Origin of the sequence: Sphingobium tyrosinilyticum (assembly GCF_042654265.1) — a bacterium.
Classification (GTDB): Bacteria; Pseudomonadota; Alphaproteobacteria; order Sphingomonadales; family Sphingomonadaceae; genus Sphingobium; species Sphingobium tyrosinilyticum.
Genome location: NZ_JBHSFZ010000064.1, coordinates 356,161 through 380,304, shown reverse-complemented (window position 1 = coordinate 380,304; position 24,144 = coordinate 356,161). Strand labels below are relative to the sequence as shown.

Sequence of the window (24,144 nt, the reverse complement as noted above, 5' to 3'; positions counted from 1 at the left end):
TGTTTATGGTTTTTCGACTTCAGCGTGACTCAAATACGTCCCTCCCTCTCAAGGAAAAGGCAGCGGGTGGGTACGCCACGCAGCGCCTGCGTCAGTTTGGACAGGCGCTAAGCTCGCTCCGCTCGCTACCCACCCCCAACCCCTCCCTTGGAAGGGAGGGGAGGATTCATGAAGGCGGCTTCACGCTCGTCGAACTGATGGTCGTCATCGTCATCATCGGCCTGCTGGCGACGATCGTGGCGATCAACGTCATTCCGGCGACGGACACGGCGCGTGTGGAGAAGGCGAAGGCGGACATCGCCACCATCGAGCAGGCGCTGGAGCAATATCGGCTCGACAATCTCACCTATCCGTCTGCGACCGATGGACTGCAGGCGCTGATCAGCCCGCCTGCTTCCTTGCCTCAGCCGCAACGCTACAGGCGGGGCGGTTACATCAAGAAGCTGCCCAATGATCCGTGGGGCAGGTCCTACAGCTATGCGATGCCCGGACGGAAGGGAGCGTTCGACATCAGCTCTCTAGGCGCGGACGGTCAGCCGGGCGGCGACAATGAAAATGCCGATATCTACTCAAGCGAGCTTTGAGCTGCGCTCCTCTTTCCCGGCTTCGTTGAATAGGGACGGAAGCGGGGATGCAGGGTTTACCTTGATCGAGCTGATGGTCGTGCTGACGATCATCGGCTTCATTTCCGCTACGGTGATCCTGGCGATGCCGGACCCGCGCGGGCGCGTGATCGAAGACGCCGACCGCTTTGCCGCGCGCGTTGCCGCCGCGCGCGACGAAGCGGTCGTGACGGCCCGTCCGATGGGCGTGTGGGTTTCGGCCTCAGGCTATGGGTTTCAGCGCCGTGAAGGCGCGCAATGGGTTCCTTTGGAAGACAAGCCATTCGTCACGGCCAATTGGAAGACGGGCACGCGCGCGCTGGTCGGAAAGGACGGACGGCAGCAGATCGGATTTGATGGCACGGGCCTGCCGACGGACGCCATGACGGTGACGCTGGCGCGCGAGGCGGAGCGGGTGGCCGTGACCGTCGATATGGCTGGAAAGGTCATGGTCGGTGGCTGAAGGCGTTCGTCCGCAATGTCGTCGCGCTGCGGAGAGCGGCTTTACCTTGCTGGAGATGCTGGTCGCGTTGGCCGTGTTCAGCCTGGCGGCATTGGCTCTCGTCCGGTTGCAGGGCGTGACGCTGCGGACGGCGGCCGACCTCGACAGCAAGGCGCTGGGACAGATTGTCGCACGAAACCTGATGGTCGAGACGCAGACCGATCCCGCTCCGCCCGCGGTTGGGAGCGAGCAGGGGGAGGTCGATAATGGCGGCCGGCGCTGGCGCTGGAACCGCGAAGTCCGAGCTATGGACGACAAGCGGCTGTTGCAGGTCAATCTGACCGTCGATGGGCAGGGCGGCGCTTCGCCTGTTGTGCTGAGCTTTGTGCGAGTGGTGCAGTGATTGGGCAGCCGCTCCCCTGGTTCGTTTCGAGCAGAGGTGATGAAGGTGGTGCATGCACTATCCGTTTCTTGGCCCTTCGGCGATGCTCAGGACGGGCTTCGCGCGAAACGAACGGGGGTGGGCAGCAGGGTTTCACCCTGATCGAGCTGCTTGTCGCGCTGATGATCTTCGCGATGATAGCGGCGGCGGGGGTATTGTTGTTGGGCAACAGCGTGTCGGCGCAGGCGCAGATCAAGACGCGGCTGGACGATATGGCGGCGGTGCAGCGTGCGGGCGGCGCTCTGGCCGCCGATCTGGGCCAAGCGGTTCCGCGGATCAGCCGCACCGAAGCCGGCACGCTGGCCCCTGCTTTCTGGTCGCACCGAGAGGGAGAGGCGGCGCCAGTCCTGCAGTTCGTCAGGGGCGGGTGGGACAATCTGGGCGAGTTGCCGCGGCCATCGCTCCAAAAGGTCGAATATTGGGTGCGACAGGGAAGGCTGGAGCGGCGGACCTATGCGCAGGTTGATGGCGCGGCGGGGGACGAACCTGCTGCGTTGCTGGAGAATGTCGATGATGTCGCGCTGCGCTTCCGCGACGGGCAAGGCGAATGGCGGGACGAATGGACGCCAACGCAGCCTGACCTGATGCCGCGCGCCTTGGAGATGACGGTGACACGCACAGGCGAGCCGCCGGTCACCCTGCGCTTTCTGGTGGGGCCGGGCCCTGCGGAAAAGCTGCAGGAGGAGGCTGCCAATGGCTGATCCTGGCAAATCGGGGGAGCGGGGTGCGGCCCTGCTGACGGTGCTGCTGCTGGTGGCGGTGATGGCTGTCGTTGCGTCCACGGCGTTGGAGCGGCTGGCGCTGGCGACACGAATGACGGGCAATGGCGGTGCTGTCGACCAGGCGCGCGCCTTCGCGGATGCAGGGGCAGAGATTGCGCGTCTGCGGATAGGCGATCTCGTCTCCGCCAATCCCGGCAAGACGACGCTCGCAGGCAATTGGATGGGAACGCCCCAGCCGGTTGCCGTGCCGGGTGGCGTCGCGGCGGCGCGGGTGACCGATGCAGGCAACTGCTTCAACCTCAACAGCGTGGTGGCCGGTGAGAATGAGGCCAATCTGAAGGTCCGCCCGGTCGGTGTCTCGCAATTCCAGGCCCTCTTGCAGACCCTGGGCGTCGATGCGCGGCAGGCGCAGGTGGCGGCGGCGTCGCTGGGCGACTGGATCGACAGTGACAACGTGCCGCAGCCGGGCGGAGCGGAGGATGAGACCTATGTGCAGGCGGCGCGGCCCTACCGCACCGCCAACCGCTTTATGATCGACGCCAGCGAATTGCGGGCGGTCCATGGCGTGACGCCCGCCATTTACGATCTGGCGCGCCCGTGGGTCTGCGCGCTGCCGACAGCGGATCTATCGCCGATCAACATCAATACGTTGCTGCCCGATCAGGCGGTGTTGTTCGCCATGCTGCTGCAGGGGCAGGTGAGCGTGGCGCAGGCGCGGCAATTGCTGGCGCAGCGGCCAGCCGATGGGTACGGCAGCACGGTGCAATTCTGGGCGCCGCTCGCCAGCCAAGGTATCAATCCGCTTGAGGAAGCGGCCAATCAGGTCAAGTTGACGACAGGATTTTTCGGGGTGGAAGTAACGGTGGACGTTGGGGGAACGCAGGTTGTGGAACGGGCGCTGATCGATGCCCGGCAGAGCCCGGCAATGTTGATCCGCCGCAGCTGGGGAAGCGGCGCGTGAGCGTGCGCGATGGCTTGATCCTGGCGCTGCCCGAACAGGGTGAGCCGTTCTGGATACGCGTCGCCGATGGCGCCGTGGCGCAGAGTGGGACGGGCACCAATTGGCTCGCCGCCTGCGGATTTACGGCTTTGCCCGCTGACGCTGTGGTGATGCTGGTCCCGCCAGCGGGCCTGGTGACACTGCATTGGGCAGTTTATCCCGAGCTTGCCCCACGGCAGGGGCGGGCGGCCGCGCGGCTGGCGGCGCTGGGGGGAGCCATTGTTCCTGCCGACCAGCTCTTTGCCGCGGCGAATGAAAATGATGACCCGGCTCTTCCCCATATCCTCGCGGTAGCGGCGCGGAGCGACATGCAGCATTGGCTGCTTTGGGCGCAGCATCACGGACTGGACCCGGATATCATCGTGCCCGCGCCATTGTTGCTGCCAGAGCCGGTCGAGGGCGTGGCGCACGGCGAGTTGGCCGGCGAACGGCTGCTGAGAGGGAAGGACGTCGCCCTTGCGGGAGATCTGGCGTTGATCCTGCCTGCTGATGCGGTGATGGAGCAGGTTTTGCCGGATCAGCTGGTCGAACGGGCCGTTGCGGCGCTGGCCCGGCCGCCGCTGGACATGCGGCAGTGCGATTTCGCCAAAAGGGTGCGCCGGACTGTCGACAAACGGACGATCGCACGCATTCTTTTGTGGAGCGCGCTGATCCTGCTAGCGAGCCTGCTGATCACGTTGATCGGCGTAGTGCGACAGCATGTGGCGGCGAGCAACATTGATGCGCAGAGCCTGGCGTTGGCGCGGCAGGTGGCGCCGGGTGCGGGCGATCTGGATCAGGCGGAGGCGGAGATTGAGCGCCAACTGGCAGCGCGGGGCGCGGGGGCTTATGCCTTTACGGCGCCCGTCGCCGCTCTGCTCAGCGCCTTGCAGGATGCGCCTGCGGTCTCGCTGACCGCGCTTTCGCGAGAGCCGGACGGGATGATCCGCGCGACACTGGCTGCGGCCAAGGTGGAGGAGATCAACGCGGTGTTGCTGGGGCTTCAGGGGGCGGGCTTCACCATCACGGCGACGCCTTCGCAAGATCCGGGTGGGCGGGCGCTGGCCGACGTTACGGTGCGATCATAATGGATGCTGTGCTGAAACTTTGGGGTGAGCGGTCGCCGCGCGAGCAATGGATGCTGGGCGTGATGTTTGCCCTGCTGGCCGTGGTTTTCCTCTGGCTGGGCGTCATGCGGCCGCTGTCGTCGGCGCAGCGCGCGGCGCATGACGCGCTGATCGAGGCGACGGATCGCAACGCGGCGCTGCGGACGAAGGTCGAGCTGCTCAAGACGCTGCCGCGCGGGGCCTATGCCGGGGGTGCGGGAACGACGATCGATCAGCTTGTTGGGCAGAGCGCGGGCGAGGCGGGGCTCACGCTGGAGCGGGCGCAGGCGCAAGGGGCGGGGCGGATCGAGATAGCGATGGCGTCGGTCAGGCCGGTCGCGCTCTTTTCCTGGCTCGCGGCCCTGGAGGCGCAGGGCGTGCGCGTGGAAACGATGAGTGCGCGGCCTGCGGCGACCGCGGGCAGCGTTTCGGTGCAGGCGGTGCTGGTGCAAGGGGCAGGGCGATGATGGGCCTGCAATTGTCGCCGAGGACGCGCATCGTCCTCATCCTGCTATTCTTCTTCGGACTGATCCTGTTCATGCCGATGCGGATCGCGCTTGGGCTGACGGGGTTGGAGCGGGTCGGCGTGGCGGCGCGGGATGTGCGAGGATCGATCTGGAACGGTCGCATCGATCAGCTGATGCTAGGCACAATGCCGGTCGGGCCGGTGCGAGCGGCGCTTTCGCCCATCTCCTTGCTGATGGGGCGCGCGCGGATCGATATTTGGCGGCAGGAGGGGGCAGCGGATGACCTGAGCGGTGCTTTGACCGCAGGCATTGGACGTATCGGCATCGATGATGTGACGGGCGCAGTGCCGCTGGGTAGAAGCTTCGCTCCGCTGCCGATCGGCAGCCTGATCATGGAGGATGTCACTGCTTATTTCTCCGGCGATCGCTGCGGCCATGCCGAAGGGCGGGTCCGCGCGCAGATAGCCGGACAGTTCCCCGGCCTTAACCTGTCCCAAGGGCTGTCAGGCATAGTCAGTTGTGACGGCGACGCCTTGCTGCTGCCGCTGGTCAGCCAGTCGGGTTTGGAGAAGGTTAACCTTCGTATCTGGCGCTCGGGCCGTTACGTCGCAGAGATGCGGGTCGAGACGGCTGACGCGGGGCTGACAGACGCGTTGGGGAAGGCGGGTTTCGCCGGTGTGGGCGGCGCGCGGCTGCTGAAGGTTGAAGGGACATTGTGATCGATCCGCTGTGGGCCGTGCTGGGTAGCGTGGCGGGCGCGATTGCGGGCAGCTTTCTCGGGACACTGGTGCTGCGCTGGCCCGAGGGACGCGGGGTGGCGCGCGGGCGATCGGCTTGCGATGGCTGCGGCCGGGTGCTGGGCGTCCTTGACCTGATCCCGATGCTGAGCACTCTAATGCTTCGTGGGCGCTGCCGAAGCTGCGGCGCGGCGATCGATCCGCTCCATGGGCGGATGGAGGCGGGGTGTGCGATCGTGGGCGCTCTTGCATGCGGGGTGGCGCCAGGTCTGGCTGGTGCTGGGTGGGCACTGCTTGGCTGGTTGCTGCTGACGCTGGCGGTGCTGGATTGGCGGCACTTCTGGTTGCCCGACGCGCTGACGCTGCCGCTGATTTTTCTTGGGCTGACCCTTGGCCTTTGGGTCACCGATGTAACCCTGACCAGTCGACTGATCGGCGCTGCGGGCGGCTATGCCGCTCTGCTGGCGGTGGCGCTCGTCTATCGCACGACTCGGGGGCGGGATGGCCTGGGATTGGGTGACGCCAAGCTGATGGGCGCGCTGGGCGCGTGGTTTGGCTGGCAAGCCCTGCCGTTCATCCTGCTGATGGCAGCGAGTCTTGGGCTCACGGCCGTGGTGGCGAGCATCGCGGCGGGGCGATCAATCGATCGAACGACGCGCGTGCCGCTGGGCACCTGCCTTGCCCTGGCGGCGCTGCCGGGCTGGTGGGTGTCGGTGATGATCAGATAGAGGCAGTTCGTCCCGAACCGCTGGTGACCCCTACGGGAATCGAACCCGTGTTTCAGCCGTGAGAGGGCCGCGTCCTAACCGCTAGACGAAGGGGCCGAGGCCGCATTGGCGGCTGGCAGGCGGTGGCATCTAAGATCGCAGACGTCCGCCGTCAAGCGAAACTGCGGAGCGCATCGACCCAATAAAAAACCACCCCATGTATTACATGGGGTGGCCAAGGTTCAGGGAGGAGACGCCTCCAAAGGGGGAGGCGCCCATACGACACACCCGAAAGGGGGGCAGGTGCGCCGTATTTTTGGAAGATAAAGAAGGTCTCCGCCACTTTCAAGTGGCAAGCGGAAACCTTTTCCATAGCATGTTGATATGGATTAGCTTTATCCGCTCAGGCCTCGGCAGGCTGGGGTGTGGCCGGGACGGAAATCGGCCCCTTGCCCTGCGCGACCTGAGACTCGAACACTTCGCGCATCAACTGCAGCGAGAAGAGATGCGCGTAGATCAGCGGCAGCATGCCGTTCTGGCTGATTTTCCGGAGCTGATCGCCGCGCATGTCACGCAGCTTTTCTTCGTTCACCATCCGGAAACCGCGATAGACGAAAGGCTGATCGTTTCCGGGAACCTGAATGGCGACTTCGCCATCCATGAGCAGGTCGAGTTCCTTGAGGTCCTTCATGAACTGACCGGTACGGGCAGCAGCCTGTTCGAAATCCTCGCAGAATTTGAGTACGCCCTGGGTCAACTCGGTGGGCTTGCCGTCTTCGAACAGCGGCTGACCTTCCTCGAACTCGCCAACGGCCTCGCTAGTGGGATCGAAGCAGAGCGAAAGTTCATCGCTGTCGGGACGCAGCTTCGCCAGCATCCAGGGATAACGGCGGACATAGGCGGGCACATAGGCGGGGCCGCGCAGCTTGCCTTCATCGTCAAGGAAGGTGTTGACGCCTTCGTTAAGGCCCATCAGCGCCAGCGGTACGGCCTCTTCGCCAGCGGAAAAGATGATCGGCACGAAGCGCTGCGCGGCGACAAATTCATCGACCGTCAGCGGGACGGCATGCTGGTTGGTGAGAAAGGGCGCAGATTCCACCGTCCGGCTGCGGTAGCTCGCATGATCGACGCTGTTGAGCGGCAGCAGGTCATTATAAAAGACGGGGAGATTGTTCGCGGGCGCGCTAGCCATGATGCTGTTCCATTCTGTCAAAAACAGCGCATGCGTAGGCGCTGCTTTTCCTAAAAACTGGATGAGGGCGATAAAGACCTTGGGCAGGCGAGGCAATCGCTTTGTCGGCTCGCTATGCGGCGGTTTCCTGCCTCAACCTTCGTCGGGGCGAGGGATCAGCTTACCCGGGTTCATGAGCCCCTGCGGATCGAGCGCGGCCTTGATCGCGCGCAGGGCGTGCAGCCGCGCGGGGCTGGCGAGCCGTCCAAGCTCCGCTCGCTTCATTTCGCCGATGCCATGTTCAGCCGAAATAGAGCCGCCCGCCGCGACGACCGCGTCATGGACGAAGGCGTTGATGACCTGACCTTCTGCAGCGATCCAGGCGGGGCCATCCACTGTGCCCTTGGGCGCGCGAACGTGGAAGTGGACGTTGCCGTCCCCCAGATGCCCGAAGGACGAAGCGGTGGTGCCTGGAAAGCTGCGCTCGGCTGCCGCGGCGGCATCGATCATGAAGGCAGGCATGCGCGCAATCGGAACGCTGATGTCATATTGCAGCGCCGGCCCCTGCGCACGTTCTGCCTCCGACAGCGATTCGCGGATGCGCCAGAAAGCGGCGGCCTGGGCTTCGTTGGCGGCGATCGCCGCATCCATGGCGAGCCCGTCCTCCAGCGCCTCGGCCAGGGCCTGCTCGAGCCGCTCGGCCGGGCCGGGATCGGACAGGTCAGCATGATCAACCTCAATGAGGACATGCCAGGGCGTGCGCGTTTCGATCGGGCAGCGGGCGCCGGGAATGTGAGAAAGTACATGGCCCAGGCCATCATCTGCAATGATCTCAAAAGCCTCGACGCTGTCGCCAAGCCGCGCTTCGGCGAGGCGGAGCAGGGCAAGCGCATCGGCGGGGGAACGAACGCCCACCCAGCCCACCGCGCGGGCTGCAATGGCGGGGACAAGCCGCAGCGACGCGGCGGTGATGATGCCCAGCGTCCCTTCCGCTCCGATTAGCAATTGTTTGATGTCGTAGCCGCGATTGTCCTTTTTGAGGGCGTCCAGACCATGGAAAACGCTGCCGTCGGGAAGAACAGCCTCAAGCCCCTCCACGAGCGCGCGCATGGTACCATGACGTAAGACCTGCGTGCCACCCGCATTGGTCGATATCAGCCCGCCGATCGTTGCAGAGCCCTTAGCGCCAACGCTTAGCGGAAAGCGGCGTTCGGCGGCATCGGCCGCGTCGTGCAGGGTGGCAAGAATGACGCCTGCTTCGCACACCGCGAGATTGTCATCAGCTGAAAGGGCGCGAATACGATTCATCCGGCGCAGTGAGAGGATCAGCGCCGATCCGTCTGGGGGAGGCGTGGCGCCGCCCACCATAGACGTATTCCCGCCCTGCGGCACCAAGGGAACGCCAAGTTCGCCAGCAAGGGTGATGGTTGCTGCGACTTCCTCCGCGCTGATCGGCTGCAGGATGGCGACCGCATTTCCATGAAAGCGCCCGCGCCAGTCGGTAAGCCAGGGGGCGACGTCGTCCGGATCGGTGATAACACCTTTAGGGCCGAGCAGCGCCTTAAACCGGTCGATGATCTCTTGTCCTATCATGGGACGATGTTATGCCCCGGAATTCATCGACGGTTCAACCACCGGCCCATAGCGTGCCGCCCCAAAAGGGGTTCGATTTGCTTCATTCCGTTCTGCTGCTTCTCGTCGCGCCGCTCGGAGAGCCCGTGCAATTGGCGCAGATGACGATCGAGCAGCGGGTCATCATCCGTGTTCCGATGGCGAAGAAGGGCAGGGCGCCTGCGCGTCTTGCGCCTCAAGCAGGCCGTGCCTGGAAGGAGAAGAAAGGGCCGCGCTGCATTGCCCTGCGCTCGATTCGTTCAGCTAGCGTGGTTGTGGAGAATGGCGTTGATCTGCTGCTGGCGGACAATCACCGCTATCGCGCACGATTGGAGCGTGGTTGCAGTTCGATGGGATTCTATTCCGGCTTCTATGTCGAGCCAGACGATGATGGATCATTATGTTCGGGACGGGATGAGTTGCAGGCGCGTAGCGGGCTCAGCTGCGTGATAGGCAGTTTCAAGCGGCTGGAAGAGGCTGAACCCGAGGATTAAGGCGGTGGGAAAACGCGTCTGATGCGCGATTTTCTTGACAAGATGGCGATATTTCAGCAAGGCGCGCGCGATTTCCGACGCGTTTCGATATGCTGCGGATAGCCTCTGTGTCCCGGACAACTGAATGACTTTTGCCGATCTCGGCCTTTCCGATGAATTATTGAAGGCCGTCAACGAGGCCGGATATGACACGCCCACGCCGATTCAGGCGCAGGCTATCCCACCCGTGCTGATGATGAAGGACATTATCGGCATCGCCCAGACGGGGACGGGCAAGACCGCCAGCTTCGTGCTGCCGATGATCGACATTCTGGCCCATGGCCGCGCGCGCGCATTGATGCCGCGCTCGCTCATTCTGGAGCCGACGCGTGAGTTGGCAGCGCAGGTTGCCGAGAATTTCGAGAAATACGGGAAGTATCACAAGCTCAACATGGCGCTGCTGATCGGTGGCGTGCAGATGGGCGATCAGCTCAAAGCGCTGGAAAAGGGCGTCGATGTGCTGATTGCGACGCCCGGCCGCCTGATGGACCTGTTCCAGCGCGGCAAGATATTGCTAAACGGCTGTTCGATGCTGGTCATCGACGAAGCCGACCGCATGCTCGACATGGGTTTCATCCCGGATATCGAGGAAATCTGCACCAAGCTGCCCGCGCAGCGGCAGACTTTATTGTTCTCCGCGACAATGCCGGCGCCGATCAAGAAGCTGGCCGACCGCTTCCTGGTCAATCCCAAGTCGATCGAGGTGGCCCGACCGGCAACCGCATCGATCAACATCACCCAGCGGCTGGTGAAGGTCGATTCGCGCAAGAAGCGCGACGCACTGCGAGCGATGCTGGAAGCCGAGGATGTGCTGAGCGCGGTGATCTTCTGCAACCGCAAGACCACTGTGCGCGACCTGAACAAGAGTCTGCAACGCCACGGCTTCAAGTCCGGCGAGATTCACGGCGATATTGACCAGTCCGCGCGCATTGCCGAGTTGGAGCGGTTCCGGGCCGGGACGGTCAACATCCTGGTTGCATCAGACGTCGCCGCTCGCGGGCTGGACATCAAGGGCGTCAGCCATGTGTTCAACTTCGACGCGCCATGGCATCCCGATGATTATGTCCATCGCATCGGCCGCACCGGCCGCGCGGGGGCGAAGGGTGTCGCCTATACTTTCGTAACCTCCGAGGACGCGGAGGCGATCGACAATATTCAGAAGCTGATCGGTCAGAAGATCGAGGTGATCAATGCTCCTGAGGCCACGGCACCAGAGGCCAAGGCCGAAGAGCCGCGGCGGGCAGAAGGCGATCGGAGCGCGGAGCGCAAGTCCGGCAAGCGCCGCGATGACCGGCGTCGGGAAGAACCACGCTCGGCTCGGCAGGACGGCAATGGCGCGCGGCCGCGTCGTGCAGAACCAGTGGAAGAAAGCCCGGATGAGGGCTGGAATGGCCCAGTGCCGGAGTTCTTGTCAGTGGGTTTCGTGGGCTGAACGCAACCTTCCTCACCCGACGGCAGTGAACAGTCCGGAGTTTTGGGCCTACAGCAACCCCATCGCTCGCAAGCTGCTATGCCCCTGCGATCCGATAATGATATGATCGTGCACGGCAATGCTGAGCCGCTTGCCCGCTTCGGCGATCTGGCGGGTGATCTCTATATCCTGACGGCTGGGTTCAGGGGAGCCGCTCGGGTGATTGTGAACCAGGATAAGGGCTGAGGAGCCAAGGTCGATGGCGCGGCGGATGACCTCACGGGTGTAGATGGCCGCTTGGTCGATCGATCCGTCACCCATATGTTCGTCACGGATCAACATGTTGCGGCTGTTGAGGTGCAGGACCCGGACTCGCTCCACAGGCAGATAGGCCATGTCGGCGCGCAGATAATCAAGCAGGGCCTGCCAACTTGCCAATACCGGCCGTTGCGCCACTTCGTTTCGCAGCATCCGCAACAGCGTAGCGTGCACAATCTTGACTGCTGCGATGCTGGTATCGCCCATCCCCGGCACTCGCGCGATAGCCTGCCAATCGGCGGTCATGAGGCCGCCGATGCCGCCAAATTCGCGCAGCAGCGCCTTGGCCAACGGCTTGGTGTCGCGCCGGGGAATGGCGAGTGCGAGCAGATATTCGATCAATTCATGGTCGTGCAGCGCGTCGCCGCCGCTGTCCGCCAGTTTGTGCCGCAGCCGGGCGCGGTGGCCCGCGTCGTCATGACTGACTGCAACATCCCTATCCGCCAAAGCCTTCTCATCCCCCGTTCAGAGAGATCGACCTATGCGTTGCGCAAATATCGGGCAAGGATATTTAAAGGGTGTTGGACGTTATGCAGGCGTTACGGAATAATGGTTGAAAGCCGGGGTTGGCCATAAGCATGGAAGTTGAGGACGGCGAAGAGGAATTTCGCCGGGGCTGGCTGCGCTGGCTGGGCGTGGGGACGGGGTCCTTGGCGCTCATCCTTGTGGCGCTATGGACTCAGCGTGCCCCGATCGCCGAGAATTTCCTTGGTAGAGAGATGAACCGCCGGGGCGTGCAGGCCAGCTATGACCTTAAGGACATTGGCCTCCGCACGCAGCGGATCGAAAATATCGTCCTTGGTGACCCGGCCAATCCTGATCTGACGGCGCGGTGGGTTGAAGTGGACCTCGCCTTCACCGGCCTTTCTCCGCATGTCGCGGCGGTCAGGGCTGGAGGTGTTCGTCTGCACGGGTCTTATCGGAACGGCATGCTTCGTCTTGGCGAACTCGACAAGTTCCGCGATCCTGCGTCCAAAGCGCCGTTCAGCCTGCCTGATATCAGGATGGCGTTGAACGACGCGCGGATAAGGCTCGACACGGATGCCGGCGTGGTTGGCATGCAGGTCGATGGCAAGGGCAATCTGCGGTCGGGGTTCAGCGGGCGTCTCGCCGCCGCCATGCCACGCGCTGCCTTCGCGGGGTGCAGCATGGCAGGCATGACCGCGTTGCTTGACGTCGCGATCCGCAATGAGCGGCCGCATCTTTCCGGCCCAGCGCGAGCGACGGCGCTTGGTTGCCCCGACAGCGCAACTGCCATCGCCAAGCCGCAGGCGGACTTGGACCTATGGCTTGGAAAGGCGCTCGACCGGTGGAACGGTCATGTCATGCTGGCCGGCGAAGCGCTGAAGTCCAGCGGCGCTGTGCTGGCCAAGCCTTCGGGGAGAATAGATTTTGACGGCAGCGCCGCCGGCACGGCCGGGCGCGCGAGGATCAATGCGTCCGCGCTGTCGATTGCAGGCGTTTTGGCGGGAAATTCGGAGATTATCGGCGGTTGGAAGATCGGCAAGGGTGAAGCAGAGGCTCAGGGGCGGCTTTCCGCGCATCAGGTGCGTCTTGCTGGCCGTGATCCGCTGGCCGGGTTGAGGCGGTCGGCCGCAGGCTCGCCAGTGGCGCCTCTTGCAACACGACTAGCCGATGCGGTGCGGCGGTCCGGTGAGGAAAATGTTCTGCAGACGAGCCTCGCTTTTTCGCGACGCGGGAAGGGCGGCAGCGTGGTGATCACCGGGACACGCTTTGAGGCGCGGAGCGGGGCGCGGGTGATGATCCCAGGCGACGGACGGGTGACTATCGCCTGGCCGGGCAAAGCTGGGGCCCGGATCGATTGGGCGCTGGACGGCGCAGTCACCACCGGGGGTGGCGGTCTGCCGAGCGGCGCGCTTCGGCTGGCACGGCGGCCCGGCGGAGGGTTTGGCGGGCAGTTGTTCCTTGATCCCTATACCGCGGGAAATGCGAGGTTGGCGTTGGAACCGGTGCGGTTTGTCGCTGGCCCTCAAGGCAATACGCGTTTTTCGACGAGCGTCAGGCTGGATGGACCGTTGCCCGGTGGGCGGCTGCGTGGATTGGTTGCGCCGATAGAGGGGCAGGTGAGCGCCAATGGTGCGATTGCGATCAATCGCCGCTGCGTGCCGCTGGCTCTGGAGGAGGCGCGCTACGGCAGCTTCTCCATCGGGCGGACGAGGCAGACCTTATGTCCCATCGGCAGTGGCGCGCTGTTCGCAACTGGCCCAGCAGGGATGCAAGCGGGCGCGGAGATTCGCGGCCTCGATCTGCGTGGCCGCAGCGGCCAAAGCCCAATGCACCTATCCGCCGACCGTGCAAGGATTGACTTGGGGCAGGGTGGCTTTGCCTTGTCGCGCGCCGAATTGGCGATCGGAACCGAAGATTCGCCAGGTCGGTTCACGGCGGAAACGCTGGTGGGCAAGAGCCTGGCGCAGGGCTTGAATGGCAAGGTGACCGGTGCGGGCGCCAGGATCGGCAGCGTTCCCCTGATCGTGGAAGATAGCGCGGGAGAGTGGAGCTTTGCTCGGGGAACGCTGAAGCTGGCGGCTGCGATCATGGTACGCGACGCGCAGTCTCCAGCGCGGTTCGAGCGCTTGAGGGTGCCCGACTTTGCGCTCAGCCTGCGTGACGGCAAGGTTGCGGCTACGGGCACGTTGCGGGCGCCGCGCAATGACGCGGTCGTGGCACGCGCCGACATCGCTCATGATCTCGGCTCCGGAAGGGGCAAGGCCGACCTGATCGTGCCGGGGCTGGTATTTGGCCCCACGCTGCAGCCTGAGGACGTGACCCGCCTCGCGTTGGGCGTTGTGGCCAATGTCAATGGCACCGTCACGGGGCAAGGGCATATCCGGTGGAACGGAACAACGGTCACCAGCGACGGCCTGTTCCGGACGGACAATGCCAATCTGGCGGCTGCGTTCGGCCCGGTCGAGGGACTTTCGGGCGAATTGCGCTTCACCGATTTGCTGGGGCTGGTCAGCGCGCCCGGACAGCAAGTGCGGATCAAAATGGTCAACCCGGGTGTGGAAGTGCGGGACGGCGTCGTGCGTTATCGCATCGAAACGGGTCAAAAAGTGCATATCGAAGGCGGAGGCTGGCCCTTCTCTGGCGGGCAGCTGGTCCTCCTTCCCACCACCATGGATTTCAGCGATGATGTCGATCGCTACCTCACCTTCCGGGTCATCGGGCTAGACGCGGGCGCCTTCATCCAGACGATGGAGCTTGAAAACATCTCCGCCACCGGCACGTTCGACGGCATCATGCCGCTGATCTTCAATGCTCAGGGCGGTCGCGTCGCAGGCGGCGTTCTGGTCGCAAGGCAGCAGGGGATGCCGCCGCTGATCATGCCTGAAGGGGTGTTGCCGACGATCCCCTGCGATCCAGCCCGCCAGTCGGGCACGCTGTCCTATGTCGGCCCCGTGTCGAACGAACAATTGGGTGTGATGGGGCGGCTCGCCTTCGATGCGCTCAAGAATCTGCAGTATAAATGCCTTACCATCCTGATGGACGGCGCTCTGGATGGTGAGATGGTGACCAATGTCGTCTTCAATGGCGTCAATCGCGGCCAGCTGGGCAATGTTCCGGCGGGCATGGCGCGGAATCTGACGGGCTTGCCCTTCATCTTCAACGTTCGCATTGCCGCGCCCTTCCGGGGGCTGCTGGGTACGGCGAAGTCCTTTATCGATCCCACGACACTTATCCAGAACAGCATAGGAGACCAGATGCAGGAGAAGATTCGCGAGGGGATTGCAGTTAAGCCTGCGGAAAGCGACACTGTGGGAAACAGGGAGCAGAAATGAAGAGAGAAGCGATCTTGGCGGCGGGTTTCGCCGGTTTAGCCCTGTCGGGCTGCATCCAGGTGAAGGCACCGGACAAGCCGATCGAAATCAACCTCAATGTGAAGGTTCAGCAGGAAGTGGTGGTCCGCCTTCAACGTGACGCGAAGGACCTTATTCAGAATAACCCGGAGTTGTTCCCGCAATGACACGCAAGTTTTTGATAATCGCCGCTGGTGCGGTTTTCGCCTTGGCTACGGGGCTGGTCGTGAGCGCGCCTGCCCGCGCGCAGTCGGGCGCCGTGGCATCGGCCCTGGCTGAAGGCGCGGTCGGCGAACAGGCGGATGGCTATCTTGGCATCGCAGGTTCGGTCAGCGCCGCTGTGCGATCGGAAGTCGAATCGATCAACATCAAACGCCGGGCCGCCTATACCGATCTTGCCAGCAAGCGCGGCGTCACGGTTCAGGACGTTGCCGCCGCGACCGGATGCCAAACTCTCAGCAGCCGGGTCAAGCAGGGGCAGGTCTATCGTGTGGGCGCAGGGCCCTGGCAAACCAAGGGCGCAGCGCCGATTTCACTTCCTACCTATTGCGCGACCGCGGGATAGATTCCCGATCATTGACGAAGTTTTTCCGTTGCTTCGTCCGGCAGGGTGATTCTGGTGCCAACTACGGTTGACTATCCCGAAAGCCCTTTCTAAACGGGCCGCGCCTTGACGGGTGCAGTCGCACGCGCCATGCCGCCTGACGTTGGCTTATCTGCCTGAACGGAAAGGAATGGCCATGGTAGCGGATGTACCCGGGCAAGACCCGGCGGATGAGGACGCGCGGATCACTTCTCTTGAGGAGAGGATCGCAAAGGCCGAACGAGCCGAAAAGGTCAGACAGGGGACCACCAAGCAGCAGGCCGATGATGGATCGCGCCTGGGCAACAGGGTTCTCGCCGAACTGATCGGTGGTCTTGTTGGCGGTGCCGTGGTTGGTGGGACTTTGGACTACTTTCTGCGGACATCCCCATGGCTCCTGCTCATTTTCCTCGGTCTTGGGATCGTGGTGGCGTTCAGGAACATCATCAGATTGACGACGACGAAGCGTCCCGGCGAATAGGGGCGCTTTTGTCTTAGTCCGAATACCAGACGTTACAGGGGTCAACGTGGCAGAATCCGGCAAAATCGATCCGATGCACCAGTTTGCGATCGAACCGCTGTTCGGTACGGATCACTTGTCGCTCGGCGGCTACAATATCGCCTTCACCAACAGTGCGCTCTATATGGTGGCTGCTGCTGTGGTGCTGTGGATCTTCGTAATCGGCGGTCTGAAGCGCGAACTGGTTCCCGGTCGTTGGCAGATGGCGGTCGAATATATGACCGGCTTCATCAAGAGCCTGCTGATCGCCAATGTGGGCGAGGGCGGCAAGAAGTATATTCCTTATGTCTTCTCGCTGTTCATGTTCATCCTGTTGGCTAACCTGCTGGGCCTGCTGCCGCTCGGCCTGATCGGCCTGCATCCCTTCACCTTTACCAGCCACTTCACTGCGACGGGCGTGCTGGCGATCTTGAGCTTCTCGATCGTGCTGATCGTCGGCTTCTGGAAGCATGGGCTGCATTTCTTCTCGCTGTTCGTGCCGCACGGCACGCCGCTCCCCATGATCCCGGTGATCTTCCCGATCGAACTGGTGTCCTTCATGGTGCGGCCGTTTAGCCTTGGGTTGCGACTGTTCGTTGCGATGACCGCCGGACACGTTCTGCTGAAGGTGCTGGCCGGGTTCGTCATCAACAGCTCGAATGCTGGCGTCGGCTACGGCCTGACGGTCGGTTCGGCGAGCTTCATCCTGATGATCGGAATCAGCGCGCTGGAAGTGCTGGTCGCTGTCATCCAGGCCTATGTGTTCGCTCTGCTGACCTCAGTTTACCTGAACGACGCTGAGAACCTGCACTAAGTTTTCCTGAATTTTCCACACTATCTGAAGTTTAGAAAAGGGAGTTTACGACATGGACGCAGAAGCCGCAAAGCTGCTCGGTGCTGGCCTGGCTGCCATCGGTGCGGGTCTCGCATCGCTCGGTGTGGGCAACGTGTTCGCATCGTTCCTGGAAGGCGCGCTGCGTAATCCGGGCGCCGCTGACGGCCAGCAGGGCCGCCTGTTCATCGGTTTCGCCGCGGCCGAACTTCTGGGTCTGCTGGCGTTCGTTATCGCCATGATCCTGGTGTTCGTGGCCTGACAACCGCTTGGCGGGCGGGCAGGACGGTTTGAGCCGATCCGCCCGCCCGCATAAATTGACGGCGCCCTGATCGGACGGACCCAAAATGCCTCAAATCGCGCAAATCGCCGAAACTTATGCGTCGCAGATCTTCTGGATGCTGCTGACGTTCGGCTTTGTCTTCTTCGTCATCGGCCGGGGTATGGTCCCCAAGGTTCAGGCGACGGCCGACGCGCGCGACGCGAAGATCACTGGTGATCTGGACGCAGCCAAGGCTGCCTTCGCCCGCGCCGACGAGGCAGAGGCGGACTATCGCGCTCGCGACGCCGAAAGCCGCGCTGCGGCTCAGGCGACGCTCGCTCGCGCCAAGTCGGAAGCTGCCAAGGCATCTGAAGGACAGCTCGCCGCTGCCGACACAGAAATTGCCACCCGGATCGGCGCTGCCGAAGCGCGTATCCAGGCTGCCAGTCAGGCAGCGTTGGCAGAGATTGAAACCGTCGCCGCCGACGCGGCGCGCGACATGGTGGCCCGCATTTCTGGCGTTCAGGCGTCGGAGGAATCGGCCCGAAACGCAGTAAAGGCGGCACTGGTCCATGGCTGAGGCAGCAGCACAGCATAGCGAAGGTACGCCTCCGCATATCGACGACGCGATCCACGCTGAAGGGATGGAGCCGGTCGGCACCGTCGCTCATGAGGGCGTTGTTCCGCACACGGACCCCAAGGCGGTCGGCATGGATGCAACCGCTTGGGTGAGCTTGGCGATGGCGGTGTTCATCGTCATCCTGCTCATCAAGAAGGTGCCCGCGCTGATCGGCAATGTGCTCGATGGCCGGATCGCCCAGATCAAGAACCAATTGGCCGAAGCCGCCAAGCTGCGTGCTGAAGCCGAAGCGCTGAAGTCGGAATATGAAGCCAAGCTGGCGGCTGCCGCTGGTGAGGCTGATGCCATGCGCAAGTCGGCTGAGAGCGAAGCGGCGACGCTGCTCGAAGACGCCAAGACCAACGCTGTCGCGTTGGTCGCCCGGCGTCAGAAGATGGCGGAAGACAAGATCGGCGCAGCGGAGCGCGCGGCGATCGCTGGTATCCGTACCAAGGCAGTTAACGCGGCTACAAGCGCTGCTGCGGCACTGATCGTGGAGAAACACGATGCCGGTGCGGATAAGCAACTAGTCGATAGCGCCATCAAGGGACTCGGGCCGACAGTCTGACGGTCTGACAACATAGCTTAAAAGGGCCGGTGCGGCATTGCACCGGCCCCTTTTTGATGGTCACGCCTGAAGGATGGTGTTGCGGGCAATATAGGGTGATCTTGTTAGGGTGAGTCCATGGCCTTCTGTTGGGGAGCAGGGGCGCACAGCCATTGCGCTTGTCTCTGTCGCCGCTATCTCTGCAACCATGTCGCATCCCCAATCTCCGGACCGTTTTCACGAAGACAAGGCCAGTTTCACCGTGCGTGGAGCGGGGGCGCCTGATATCGAAGCGGGCGTGGAGGCGATCCGCACGACGCTGAAAACTTTGCCGACGCGGCCGGGTGTCTATCGCATGCAGGATGCGCGGGGCGACGTTCTCTACGTCGGGAAAGCGCGGGCGCTGCGGAACCGGGTTGCCAATTATACGCAGGTTGATCGGCTGCCGAAGCGGTTGCAGCGCATGGTGTCGCAAACGCGGTCCATGACGATCGTCACCACCAATAGCGAGGCCGAGGCGCTGTTGCTGGAGGCGCAGCTGATCAAACGCTTCCGCCCGCCATATAATGTTCTGCTGCGTGACGACAAAAGCTTCCCCTTCATTCTGCTGCGCGAGGACCATGACTTTCCTCGCGTACAAAAGCATCGGGGCGCGCGGAAATATAAGGGGCGCTATTATGGCCCCTTCGCCAGCGCGGGGTCTGTGACGCGGACGATCAATGCGCTGCAGAAGCTGTTCCTGCTGAGAAGTTGCACGGACAGTTTCTTCGCCAACCGGTCGCGGCCTTGCCTGCTGTTCCAGATCAAGCGCTGTTCGGCCCCCTGTGTCGGGCGGATCGACGAGGCGGCCTATGCCGAGTTGGTGATCGACGCTCAGGACTTTCTGGGCGGAAAATCGACGGCCGTGCAGAAGAAGCTGGGAGAGGCGATGCAGTCGGCTTCGGAGGCGTTGGACTTCGAGCAAGCGGCGGTGCTGCGCGACCGGCTGAAGGCGCTGACGTTCATCCAGGGTAGCCAGGCGATCAACGCGGAAGGGCTGGGCGACGCTGATATCTTTGCGCTGGCGACCAAGGGTGGGGCGATGTGTATCCAGGCCTTCTTCATCCGTGGGGGGCAAAATTGGGGGCATCGCAGCTTCTTCCCGGTTCATACCGCCGAGGTGGCGGAGGATGAGGTGCTGGCGAGCTTCATGGCGCAATTTTACGAAGAGGTGCCGCCGCCCAAGCTGATCCTGTCCGATCGTGCGCCGATGGAGTGCGAGTTGATAACGCAGGCGCTGAGTGAGCGGATTGGGGCAAAAGTTCGGATTGAGGTGCCCCAGCGCGGCGACCGGACCCGGTTGATCAAGCAGGCCCAGCGCAATGCGGTAGAGGCGCTCGACCGGCGGCTGGCGGAGACGACGACGCAGGCGAAGGTCCTGGACGAGATGGTCGAGACTTTCGGGCTGGACGGCGTGCCGGATCGGATCGAGATTTACGACAACAGCCATATCCAGGGGAGTCATGCGCTGGGCGCGATGGTGGTGGCGGGGCCGGAGGGCTTCCGCAAGAATGCCTATCGCAAGTTCAACATGAAGAACCCCGAAACATCGAACGACGATTTCGCGATGATGCGCGAGATGTTCGAGCGGCGCTTTGGCCGGGCAGCGCGGGAGGACCCGGATCGGGACAGCGGGGAATGGCCAGACCTGGTGTTGATCGATGGCGGCAAGGGGCAGCTGTCGGCGGCGCGCGCGATCCTGGAGGATATGGGGATCGAGGATATCTGCATGATCGGCATCGCCAAGGGGCCGCACCATGGGCGCGAGGGGCGGGAGGTGTTCCATATGCCCGATGGGCGGGAGATCAGCTTTCCGATCAACCACCCGGTGCTCTTCTATCTCCAGAGGCTGCGGGACGAGGCGCATCGCTTTGCGATCGGGGCGCACCGGCAGAAAAGGAGCAAGGCGATTTCGACCAGTTCGCTGGATGAAGTGCCTGGCATCGGGCCGTCGCGAAAGAGGGCGCTGCTGATGCACTTCGGGACGGCGAAGGCGGTGAGGAGCGCGGCTTTGGAGGATTTGTTAAAGGCGCCCGGGGTTTCGAAGGCAGTGGCGCAGCAGGTTTATGACTATTTCCATGGGTGAATTAGTGAGTTGCGAGCGTTTCTAAGATATTGTTTCGATACCGTTATTAAATGACCGGCGACGAGGACCGGCGGACCGGGCGATGACCAGCGACTAGCGACGCGGCCGCCCACCACCTACCGCCCAAGGACGACTGCTACCGGGGCGGTGACCTATTGCTGAGATTTTATCGTTGGTCTTGCGCAATGACTGTTGGCCTGCGATGGTCTGCGCAGACGCTGAAAAAATCATGGCGCGGGGATAAGGTATGAGGGTCGCAACTCTCGGCAAGTTTGGATTGGTGGTAACTACCGTTAATAGTGGCTTCTTAGAAGGTTCACTTTGCTGTTATTATTTTCCCGGGCTTAATACTTAGCCAAAGTCATATAACTAATAATATAGACTTTAGTGCCGGGAGATTATGTCACCGTGATCCATGGGCATGCCGAACTATCGCGGACGTTGAACAGGCGGCGATCCTTCGCCCTGTCTGCGCTTCGCCCGTGGCAAATGCTGGATGTTACGCGCTTGGTGCTGGCAAGCGTATATACGATCGTCAGCTTTGCCTTTGCGACCCCACGGTCATGGGCCGAGGGGGCGGAAAATGGCATCATCCTGGCCATGCTTGCGCTCGCCCTGGCGGCGCTGACGCTGTCGGCCCGATCCTGGGTTACGGAGATGCGGCTGCGCAAGCCGGTGGTCTGCCTGGACGCGCTGCTGTTCCTGTCGCTGCTGGTGGTGACGAACCCCGGCACCAGCCCTTATTTTTCCGGCAGCCTGTTCGTGGCGGTCGAGATTGCGCTGATCGTGCGGCGGCGCTTTCACCTGCTGGTCGGCGCATTCGCGGTCATCACGGCGCTGATGACCCTGTGGGTGGACGAATTGATGGTTTTGCCGTCCGAACCGGATGCGGAGCGGGCCGCGCTGCGCGTGCTATATCTTGCGGTGGTGATCGCGATAACGGGCATGCTGTTGGGGCCTCGCCGTGAAACGCTGCTGGAGCAGGAGCGGATGCGGCGGCTGGCCGACAGCGCCTTTCCGCCGGCCAAGGGCAGTCCCGGACCTTTTCTGTTGCAAGCGCTGAAGATTGCGACGGGCGGCGAGAATGGAGCGGTGTTGTTTCGCGCGGCCAGTGCAGAGCCCTATCGCTTTGCATCGAGCCGCTTTGGCGAAGAGATGCCGGAGGGCAATGGCGGGCTGCTGGCGGTGGAAACGGGTTGGCATGACTGCCGCCGGGGCGCTTCGATCAGCCTGTCATCGGACGGCGTCAGTCAGATTTTTCCGCTGACCCCTGGCGGCCGGGCGTGGGCGGCCCTGCTCGAGGCTGAAACGCTGATGTCGGTCCGCGTGTCGCTGGGCACATTCGACGCGGTGGGCGCGGTGCAGCTCGACGATCCCAGCCATGAGGATGTCGTCGCCATCGCCCAGCGGGTGTTCGAAAGCGCGTGCGAAGAATTGATGGTGCGCAACAGTATGGACCTGGCCCATGTCATAGCGGGAGCGCGGGAGCGCGAACGGTTGCAGCGGGAACTGCATGACAGTGTGCTGCAAGCTCTGGCGAGTATCCGCTTTCAGGTCGCGCCAGTGCTGAACGGCACGATCGGCGATCCCATGCCGGTGGTGCAGAATGTCGATCGGATCGCCAAGGACCAGATCGCCACCATCCGTTGGATCATCAATCCGGAGGTGGACGAGGAGGATTTCGCCTATCTGCCCGAAACGCTGTCGATGGTCGTGCGATCGCTGGCGGATCAGTGGGGCATCCAGTGCGAGTTGAAAGTGGAGGATGGCAATTGCGCGACGAGCGCGACGATCGGCCGGGAGCTGAGCTTTGCCGTGCGGGAGATCGTTGCCAATGCGGTGCGGCACGCGCGGGCGCGGGCCGTGGAATTTTCCCTGCAGCCTGCCGGCAACCGCATTGCGCTGCATGTGACGGATGACGGCGTGCCCAACTTGGCGCGTTTGGGATCGACGGGCGCGGTGCCTTCGCGGTCATTGATGCGGCGGGTGCAGGCTTTGGGGGGTGAGGTGTTCCTGCGCAATATTGGCGGGCGCACGATGATTCAGATTACCGTGCCTCGGAAGTGAGGGCAGGAAGCGCGCGGTTTTTCGACTTCGCTCGAAACGAACGGAGGGAGGAGCGCAGGGGGCTGGCTGCTCTCAGCGTTGAAGGGTTTGTCCCGTTCGTTTCGAGCGAAGTCGAGAAACAATGGCTTGCACGCCGCCATCCCCGCCGTTCGGCAGAACTTTCCCCTCACCCGCGCATTTTACCCAGCATTAACCAGAAGTGCGGATAGTCGGCGCTTCTAGTGGCTGTCCGGGTGGAGGTTCCCGTTTCCATGGTGCGAGTGGTTAAGGATCATCTCTATCGCCGGAGCGTCGCGCTGGTGCTGTCGATGCAAGTCAATTTGCAACGTATTGTCGCCGCGTGGGTCCTCGTCGCCGCCTTCGCTTGTGGCGTGCGGATCGCTTTTCCGGCGACGCCTTATGATGGCGTGCCTTGGATGAGCGGGACGGGGTTGCTGCCCTATCTGCTGGTTGTGGGAGCGCCAGTGGGTTCGCTGCTGATGGGGCTGAAGCTGTTTCCAGCGGGACGGGTGCTTGCGCAGCCCAGTTTCCGCCTGGCGCAGGTCGGTCGCTGGCGGAAGATCGACTGCCTGAAGGCGCGGGAAATGTCGCAGTTCGGGCTTTATGGCGTGATGGCGTCGCTGTTGCTGGGCATTGCGCTCAACGTGCCGGTGCGGACGTTGGAGTTTCTGAGCGCCATCCCTGCGCTCGGGAGCTATTCGCCGGGCTGGTATGTGAGCCTTTATGCGGTGATGCTGGCCGACGTCGTGCTGCTATCCAGCCTTTATATGTTCGCCTTTGCCATGGCGCTGCGAATGGCGCCCCTATTCCCCCGCTTCCTGGTAATGGTGTGGGGTGTGGACCTGATGGCGCAAATGGGCATTGCCGAGCTGGTCACGCGGATTGGGGATGTGCCGCATGCCGTCGAACTGTCGCTGGCTGGCCTCCTGGAGGGCAACGTGAAGAAGGTACTGATCAGCGCTGCCCTCTGGTTGCCTTATCTGCTGCTGTCAGAGCGGGTGAATATCACCTTCCGTAATCGAATTAGCGCCTGACCTTAGGTCCCGGTTCGGCGAACCGAATCGGCGGAGTCCGGCGCGCAAGCGGCAAAAATGGGGGATATTTGGTAGCGGCAGGCTGCACATGATTCGCGACGAGTCGATGGGGACATCGTTCGCTTTACTCATCTCGAGGGTCTGAGGACGGCATGGTCCAGCCTCCTGACATTGGTGGTATTTCCATCGATTATACGCATGTGGAAGCGACTATTTGATCAGGACATATATCTTTGATGCTGTTCGTATTCCTCAGCATTCGCCAAATCACTCCCGATCGGTAACCTCGTTGATGTTCGTTATTCTTAATGGCCATCAAAGTTACTCGTAGAAGTAATCAAATAATGATTGAGATCAACTTTAAAAACCTGCAGGTATATAACCAAAGGTATACTCATCAAAAGTGCTCGGATACTATCGAGCGCAAAATAGGTAGCGAAAATGGTTAATAAAATTTGACCATAAGCTTCTGAAAAATATGGATATTTTTTACCCTGTTGACTTGATCTT

The 24,144-nt window shown here is 62.6% G+C and carries 25 protein-coding genes and 1 tRNA gene; 22 read left to right on the top strand and 4 right to left on the bottom strand.

Going from position 1 to position 24,144, the window contains the following annotated elements; translation table 11 throughout:
* The first annotated feature begins 5 nt into the window (after positions 1-5).
* The 9 genes from gspG (at position 6) to ACFO3E_RS19350 (ending at position 6,225) form a co-directional block, all read left to right on the top strand.
* Positions 6-584, top strand: a complete 579-nt coding sequence (gene gspG / locus ACFO3E_RS19390; RefSeq protein ID WP_335675690.1) for a type II secretion system major pseudopilin GspG — start codon at positions 6-8, stop codon at positions 582-584.
* Between the two features lie 25 nt (positions 585-609).
* Positions 610-1,065: a GspH/FimT family pseudopilin gene (locus ACFO3E_RS19385; protein ID WP_257784375.1), complete on the top strand. Its 456-nt coding sequence runs from the start codon at positions 610-612 to the stop codon at positions 1,063-1,065.
* Positions 1,058-1,447: a type II secretion system minor pseudopilin GspI gene (gene gspI, locus ACFO3E_RS19380; RefSeq protein ID WP_156518489.1), complete on the top strand. Its 390-nt coding sequence runs from the start codon at positions 1,058-1,060 to the stop codon at positions 1,445-1,447. The genes ACFO3E_RS19385 and gspI overlap by 8 nt, the downstream gene beginning before the upstream one ends.
* 68 nt (positions 1,448-1,515) lie before the next feature.
* Positions 1,516-2,187, top strand: a complete 672-nt coding sequence (gspJ, locus tag ACFO3E_RS19375) for a type II secretion system minor pseudopilin GspJ (protein ID WP_066529364.1) — start codon at positions 1,516-1,518, stop codon at positions 2,185-2,187.
* Positions 2,180-3,169, top strand: a complete 990-nt coding sequence (gene gspK / locus ACFO3E_RS19370; RefSeq protein ID WP_066527879.1) for a type II secretion system minor pseudopilin GspK — start codon at positions 2,180-2,182, stop codon at positions 3,167-3,169. Before gspJ ends, gspK begins: the two co-directional genes overlap by 8 nt.
* Positions 3,166-4,275, top strand: a complete 1,110-nt coding sequence (gspL, locus tag ACFO3E_RS19365; RefSeq protein ID WP_066527881.1) for a type II secretion system protein GspL — start codon at positions 3,166-3,168, stop codon at positions 4,273-4,275. The genes gspK and gspL overlap by 4 nt, the downstream gene beginning before the upstream one ends.
* Positions 4,275-4,760, top strand: a complete 486-nt coding sequence (gspM, locus tag ACFO3E_RS19360) for a type II secretion system protein GspM (RefSeq protein WP_380807033.1) — start codon at positions 4,275-4,277, stop codon at positions 4,758-4,760. Before gspL ends, gspM begins: the two co-directional genes overlap by 1 nt.
* A complete protein-coding gene (gene gspN, locus ACFO3E_RS19355) occupies positions 4,757-5,479 on the top strand; it encodes a type II secretion system protein N (protein ID WP_066527899.1) in 723 nt (240 codons plus the stop codon). Before gspM ends, gspN begins: the two co-directional genes overlap by 4 nt.
* Positions 5,476-6,225, top strand: coding sequence for a prepilin peptidase (locus ACFO3E_RS19350; RefSeq protein WP_066527900.1), 750 nt, complete (start codon positions 5,476-5,478; stop codon positions 6,223-6,225). The genes gspN and ACFO3E_RS19350 overlap by 4 nt, the downstream gene beginning before the upstream one ends.
* A gap of 21 nt (positions 6,226-6,246) precedes the next feature.
* Here the strand turns inward: ACFO3E_RS19350 and ACFO3E_RS19345 are convergent.
* The 3 genes from ACFO3E_RS19345 to ACFO3E_RS19335 all read right to left on the bottom strand — a co-directional run bounded on the left by ACFO3E_RS19345 (position 6,247) and on the right by ACFO3E_RS19335 (position 8,968).
* A tRNA-Glu gene (locus ACFO3E_RS19345) sits at positions 6,247-6,321 on the bottom strand.
* Between the two features lie 286 nt (positions 6,322-6,607).
* Positions 6,608-7,396 carry a SapC family protein gene (locus ACFO3E_RS19340; RefSeq protein ID WP_066529366.1) on the bottom strand — a complete coding sequence of 263 codons (789 nt, stop codon included), beginning with the start codon at positions 7,394-7,396 and terminating at the stop codon, positions 6,608-6,610.
* Positions 7,397-7,528: 132 nt separating this feature from the next.
* Positions 7,529-8,968, bottom strand: coding sequence for an FAD-binding oxidoreductase (locus ACFO3E_RS19335; protein WP_380807028.1), 1,440 nt, complete (start codon positions 8,966-8,968; stop codon positions 7,529-7,531).
* Between the two features lie 77 nt (positions 8,969-9,045).
* Here ACFO3E_RS19335 and ACFO3E_RS19330 point away from each other — a divergent pair, with 77 nt between their 5' ends.
* Both ACFO3E_RS19330 and ACFO3E_RS19325 read left to right on the top strand, forming a co-directional pair.
* Positions 9,046-9,480, top strand: coding sequence for a hypothetical protein (locus ACFO3E_RS19330; RefSeq protein ID WP_066529367.1), 435 nt, complete (start codon positions 9,046-9,048; stop codon positions 9,478-9,480).
* 124 nt (positions 9,481-9,604) lie between these two features.
* Complete coding sequence (locus ACFO3E_RS19325; protein WP_066527906.1) at positions 9,605-10,951, top strand: DEAD/DEAH box helicase; 1,347 nt, start codon at positions 9,605-9,607, stop codon at positions 10,949-10,951.
* Between the two features lie 48 nt (positions 10,952-10,999).
* On the opposite strand, the gene radC is transcribed toward ACFO3E_RS19325, so the two are convergent.
* Positions 11,000-11,695 (bottom strand): RadC family protein, encoded by a 696-nt coding sequence (gene radC, locus ACFO3E_RS19320; protein WP_066527909.1) that lies wholly within the window; start codon positions 11,693-11,695, stop codon positions 11,000-11,002.
* Between the two features lie 131 nt (positions 11,696-11,826).
* Here radC and ACFO3E_RS19315 point away from each other — a divergent pair, with 131 nt between their 5' ends.
* From ACFO3E_RS19315 to ACFO3E_RS19265, 11 genes are all read left to right on the top strand, one after another.
* Positions 11,827-15,048 (top strand): intermembrane phospholipid transport protein YdbH family protein, encoded by a 3,222-nt coding sequence (locus tag ACFO3E_RS19315; RefSeq protein ID WP_380807025.1) that lies wholly within the window; start codon positions 11,827-11,829, stop codon positions 15,046-15,048.
* On the top strand, positions 15,045-15,233 hold the full coding sequence (locus ACFO3E_RS19310; RefSeq protein ID WP_066527914.1) for a YnbE family lipoprotein: 189 nt from the start codon (positions 15,045-15,047) through the stop codon (positions 15,231-15,233). Before ACFO3E_RS19315 ends, ACFO3E_RS19310 begins: the two co-directional genes overlap by 4 nt.
* Entirely contained in the window at positions 15,230-15,631 is a 402-nt protein-coding gene (locus ACFO3E_RS19305) for a YdbL family probable chaperone protein (RefSeq protein WP_066527918.1), read from the top strand. Before ACFO3E_RS19310 ends, ACFO3E_RS19305 begins: the two co-directional genes overlap by 4 nt.
* A 175-nt stretch (positions 15,632-15,806) precedes the next feature.
* The gene (locus ACFO3E_RS19300) at positions 15,807-16,130 is read left to right on the top strand and encodes an AtpZ/AtpI family protein (RefSeq protein WP_066529369.1); all 324 of its coding nucleotides are present in this window, start codon (positions 15,807-15,809) and stop codon (positions 16,128-16,130) included.
* A 46-nt stretch (positions 16,131-16,176) separates the two neighbouring features.
* Positions 16,177-16,962, top strand: a complete 786-nt coding sequence (locus ACFO3E_RS19295; protein WP_066527920.1) for a F0F1 ATP synthase subunit A — start codon at positions 16,177-16,179, stop codon at positions 16,960-16,962.
* A gap of 52 nt (positions 16,963-17,014) precedes the next feature.
* Positions 17,015-17,242: a F0F1 ATP synthase subunit C gene (locus ACFO3E_RS19290; RefSeq protein ID WP_021240110.1), complete on the top strand. Its 228-nt coding sequence runs from the start codon at positions 17,015-17,017 to the stop codon at positions 17,240-17,242.
* An 85-nt stretch (positions 17,243-17,327) separates the two neighbouring features.
* On the top strand, positions 17,328-17,822 hold the full coding sequence (locus ACFO3E_RS19285; RefSeq protein ID WP_066527921.1) for a F0F1 ATP synthase subunit B family protein: 495 nt from the start codon (positions 17,328-17,330) through the stop codon (positions 17,820-17,822).
* Entirely contained in the window at positions 17,815-18,429 is a 615-nt protein-coding gene (locus ACFO3E_RS19280; RefSeq protein ID WP_066527922.1) for a F0F1 ATP synthase subunit B family protein, read from the top strand. The genes ACFO3E_RS19285 and ACFO3E_RS19280 overlap by 8 nt, the downstream gene beginning before the upstream one ends.
* A 187-nt stretch (positions 18,430-18,616) precedes the next feature.
* Entirely contained in the window at positions 18,617-20,533 is a 1,917-nt protein-coding gene (gene uvrC / locus ACFO3E_RS19275; RefSeq protein WP_066527927.1) for an excinuclease ABC subunit UvrC, read from the top strand.
* Positions 20,534-20,920: 387 nt separating this feature from the next.
* A complete protein-coding gene (locus tag ACFO3E_RS19270) occupies positions 20,921-22,600 on the top strand; it encodes a sensor histidine kinase (RefSeq protein ID WP_380807020.1) in 1,680 nt (559 codons plus the stop codon).
* A 251-nt stretch (positions 22,601-22,851) separates the two neighbouring features.
* Positions 22,852-23,634: a DUF2569 domain-containing protein gene (locus tag ACFO3E_RS19265; RefSeq protein WP_066527929.1), complete on the top strand. Its 783-nt coding sequence runs from the start codon at positions 22,852-22,854 to the stop codon at positions 23,632-23,634.
* The last annotated feature ends 510 nt before the right edge of the window (positions 23,635-24,144 follow it).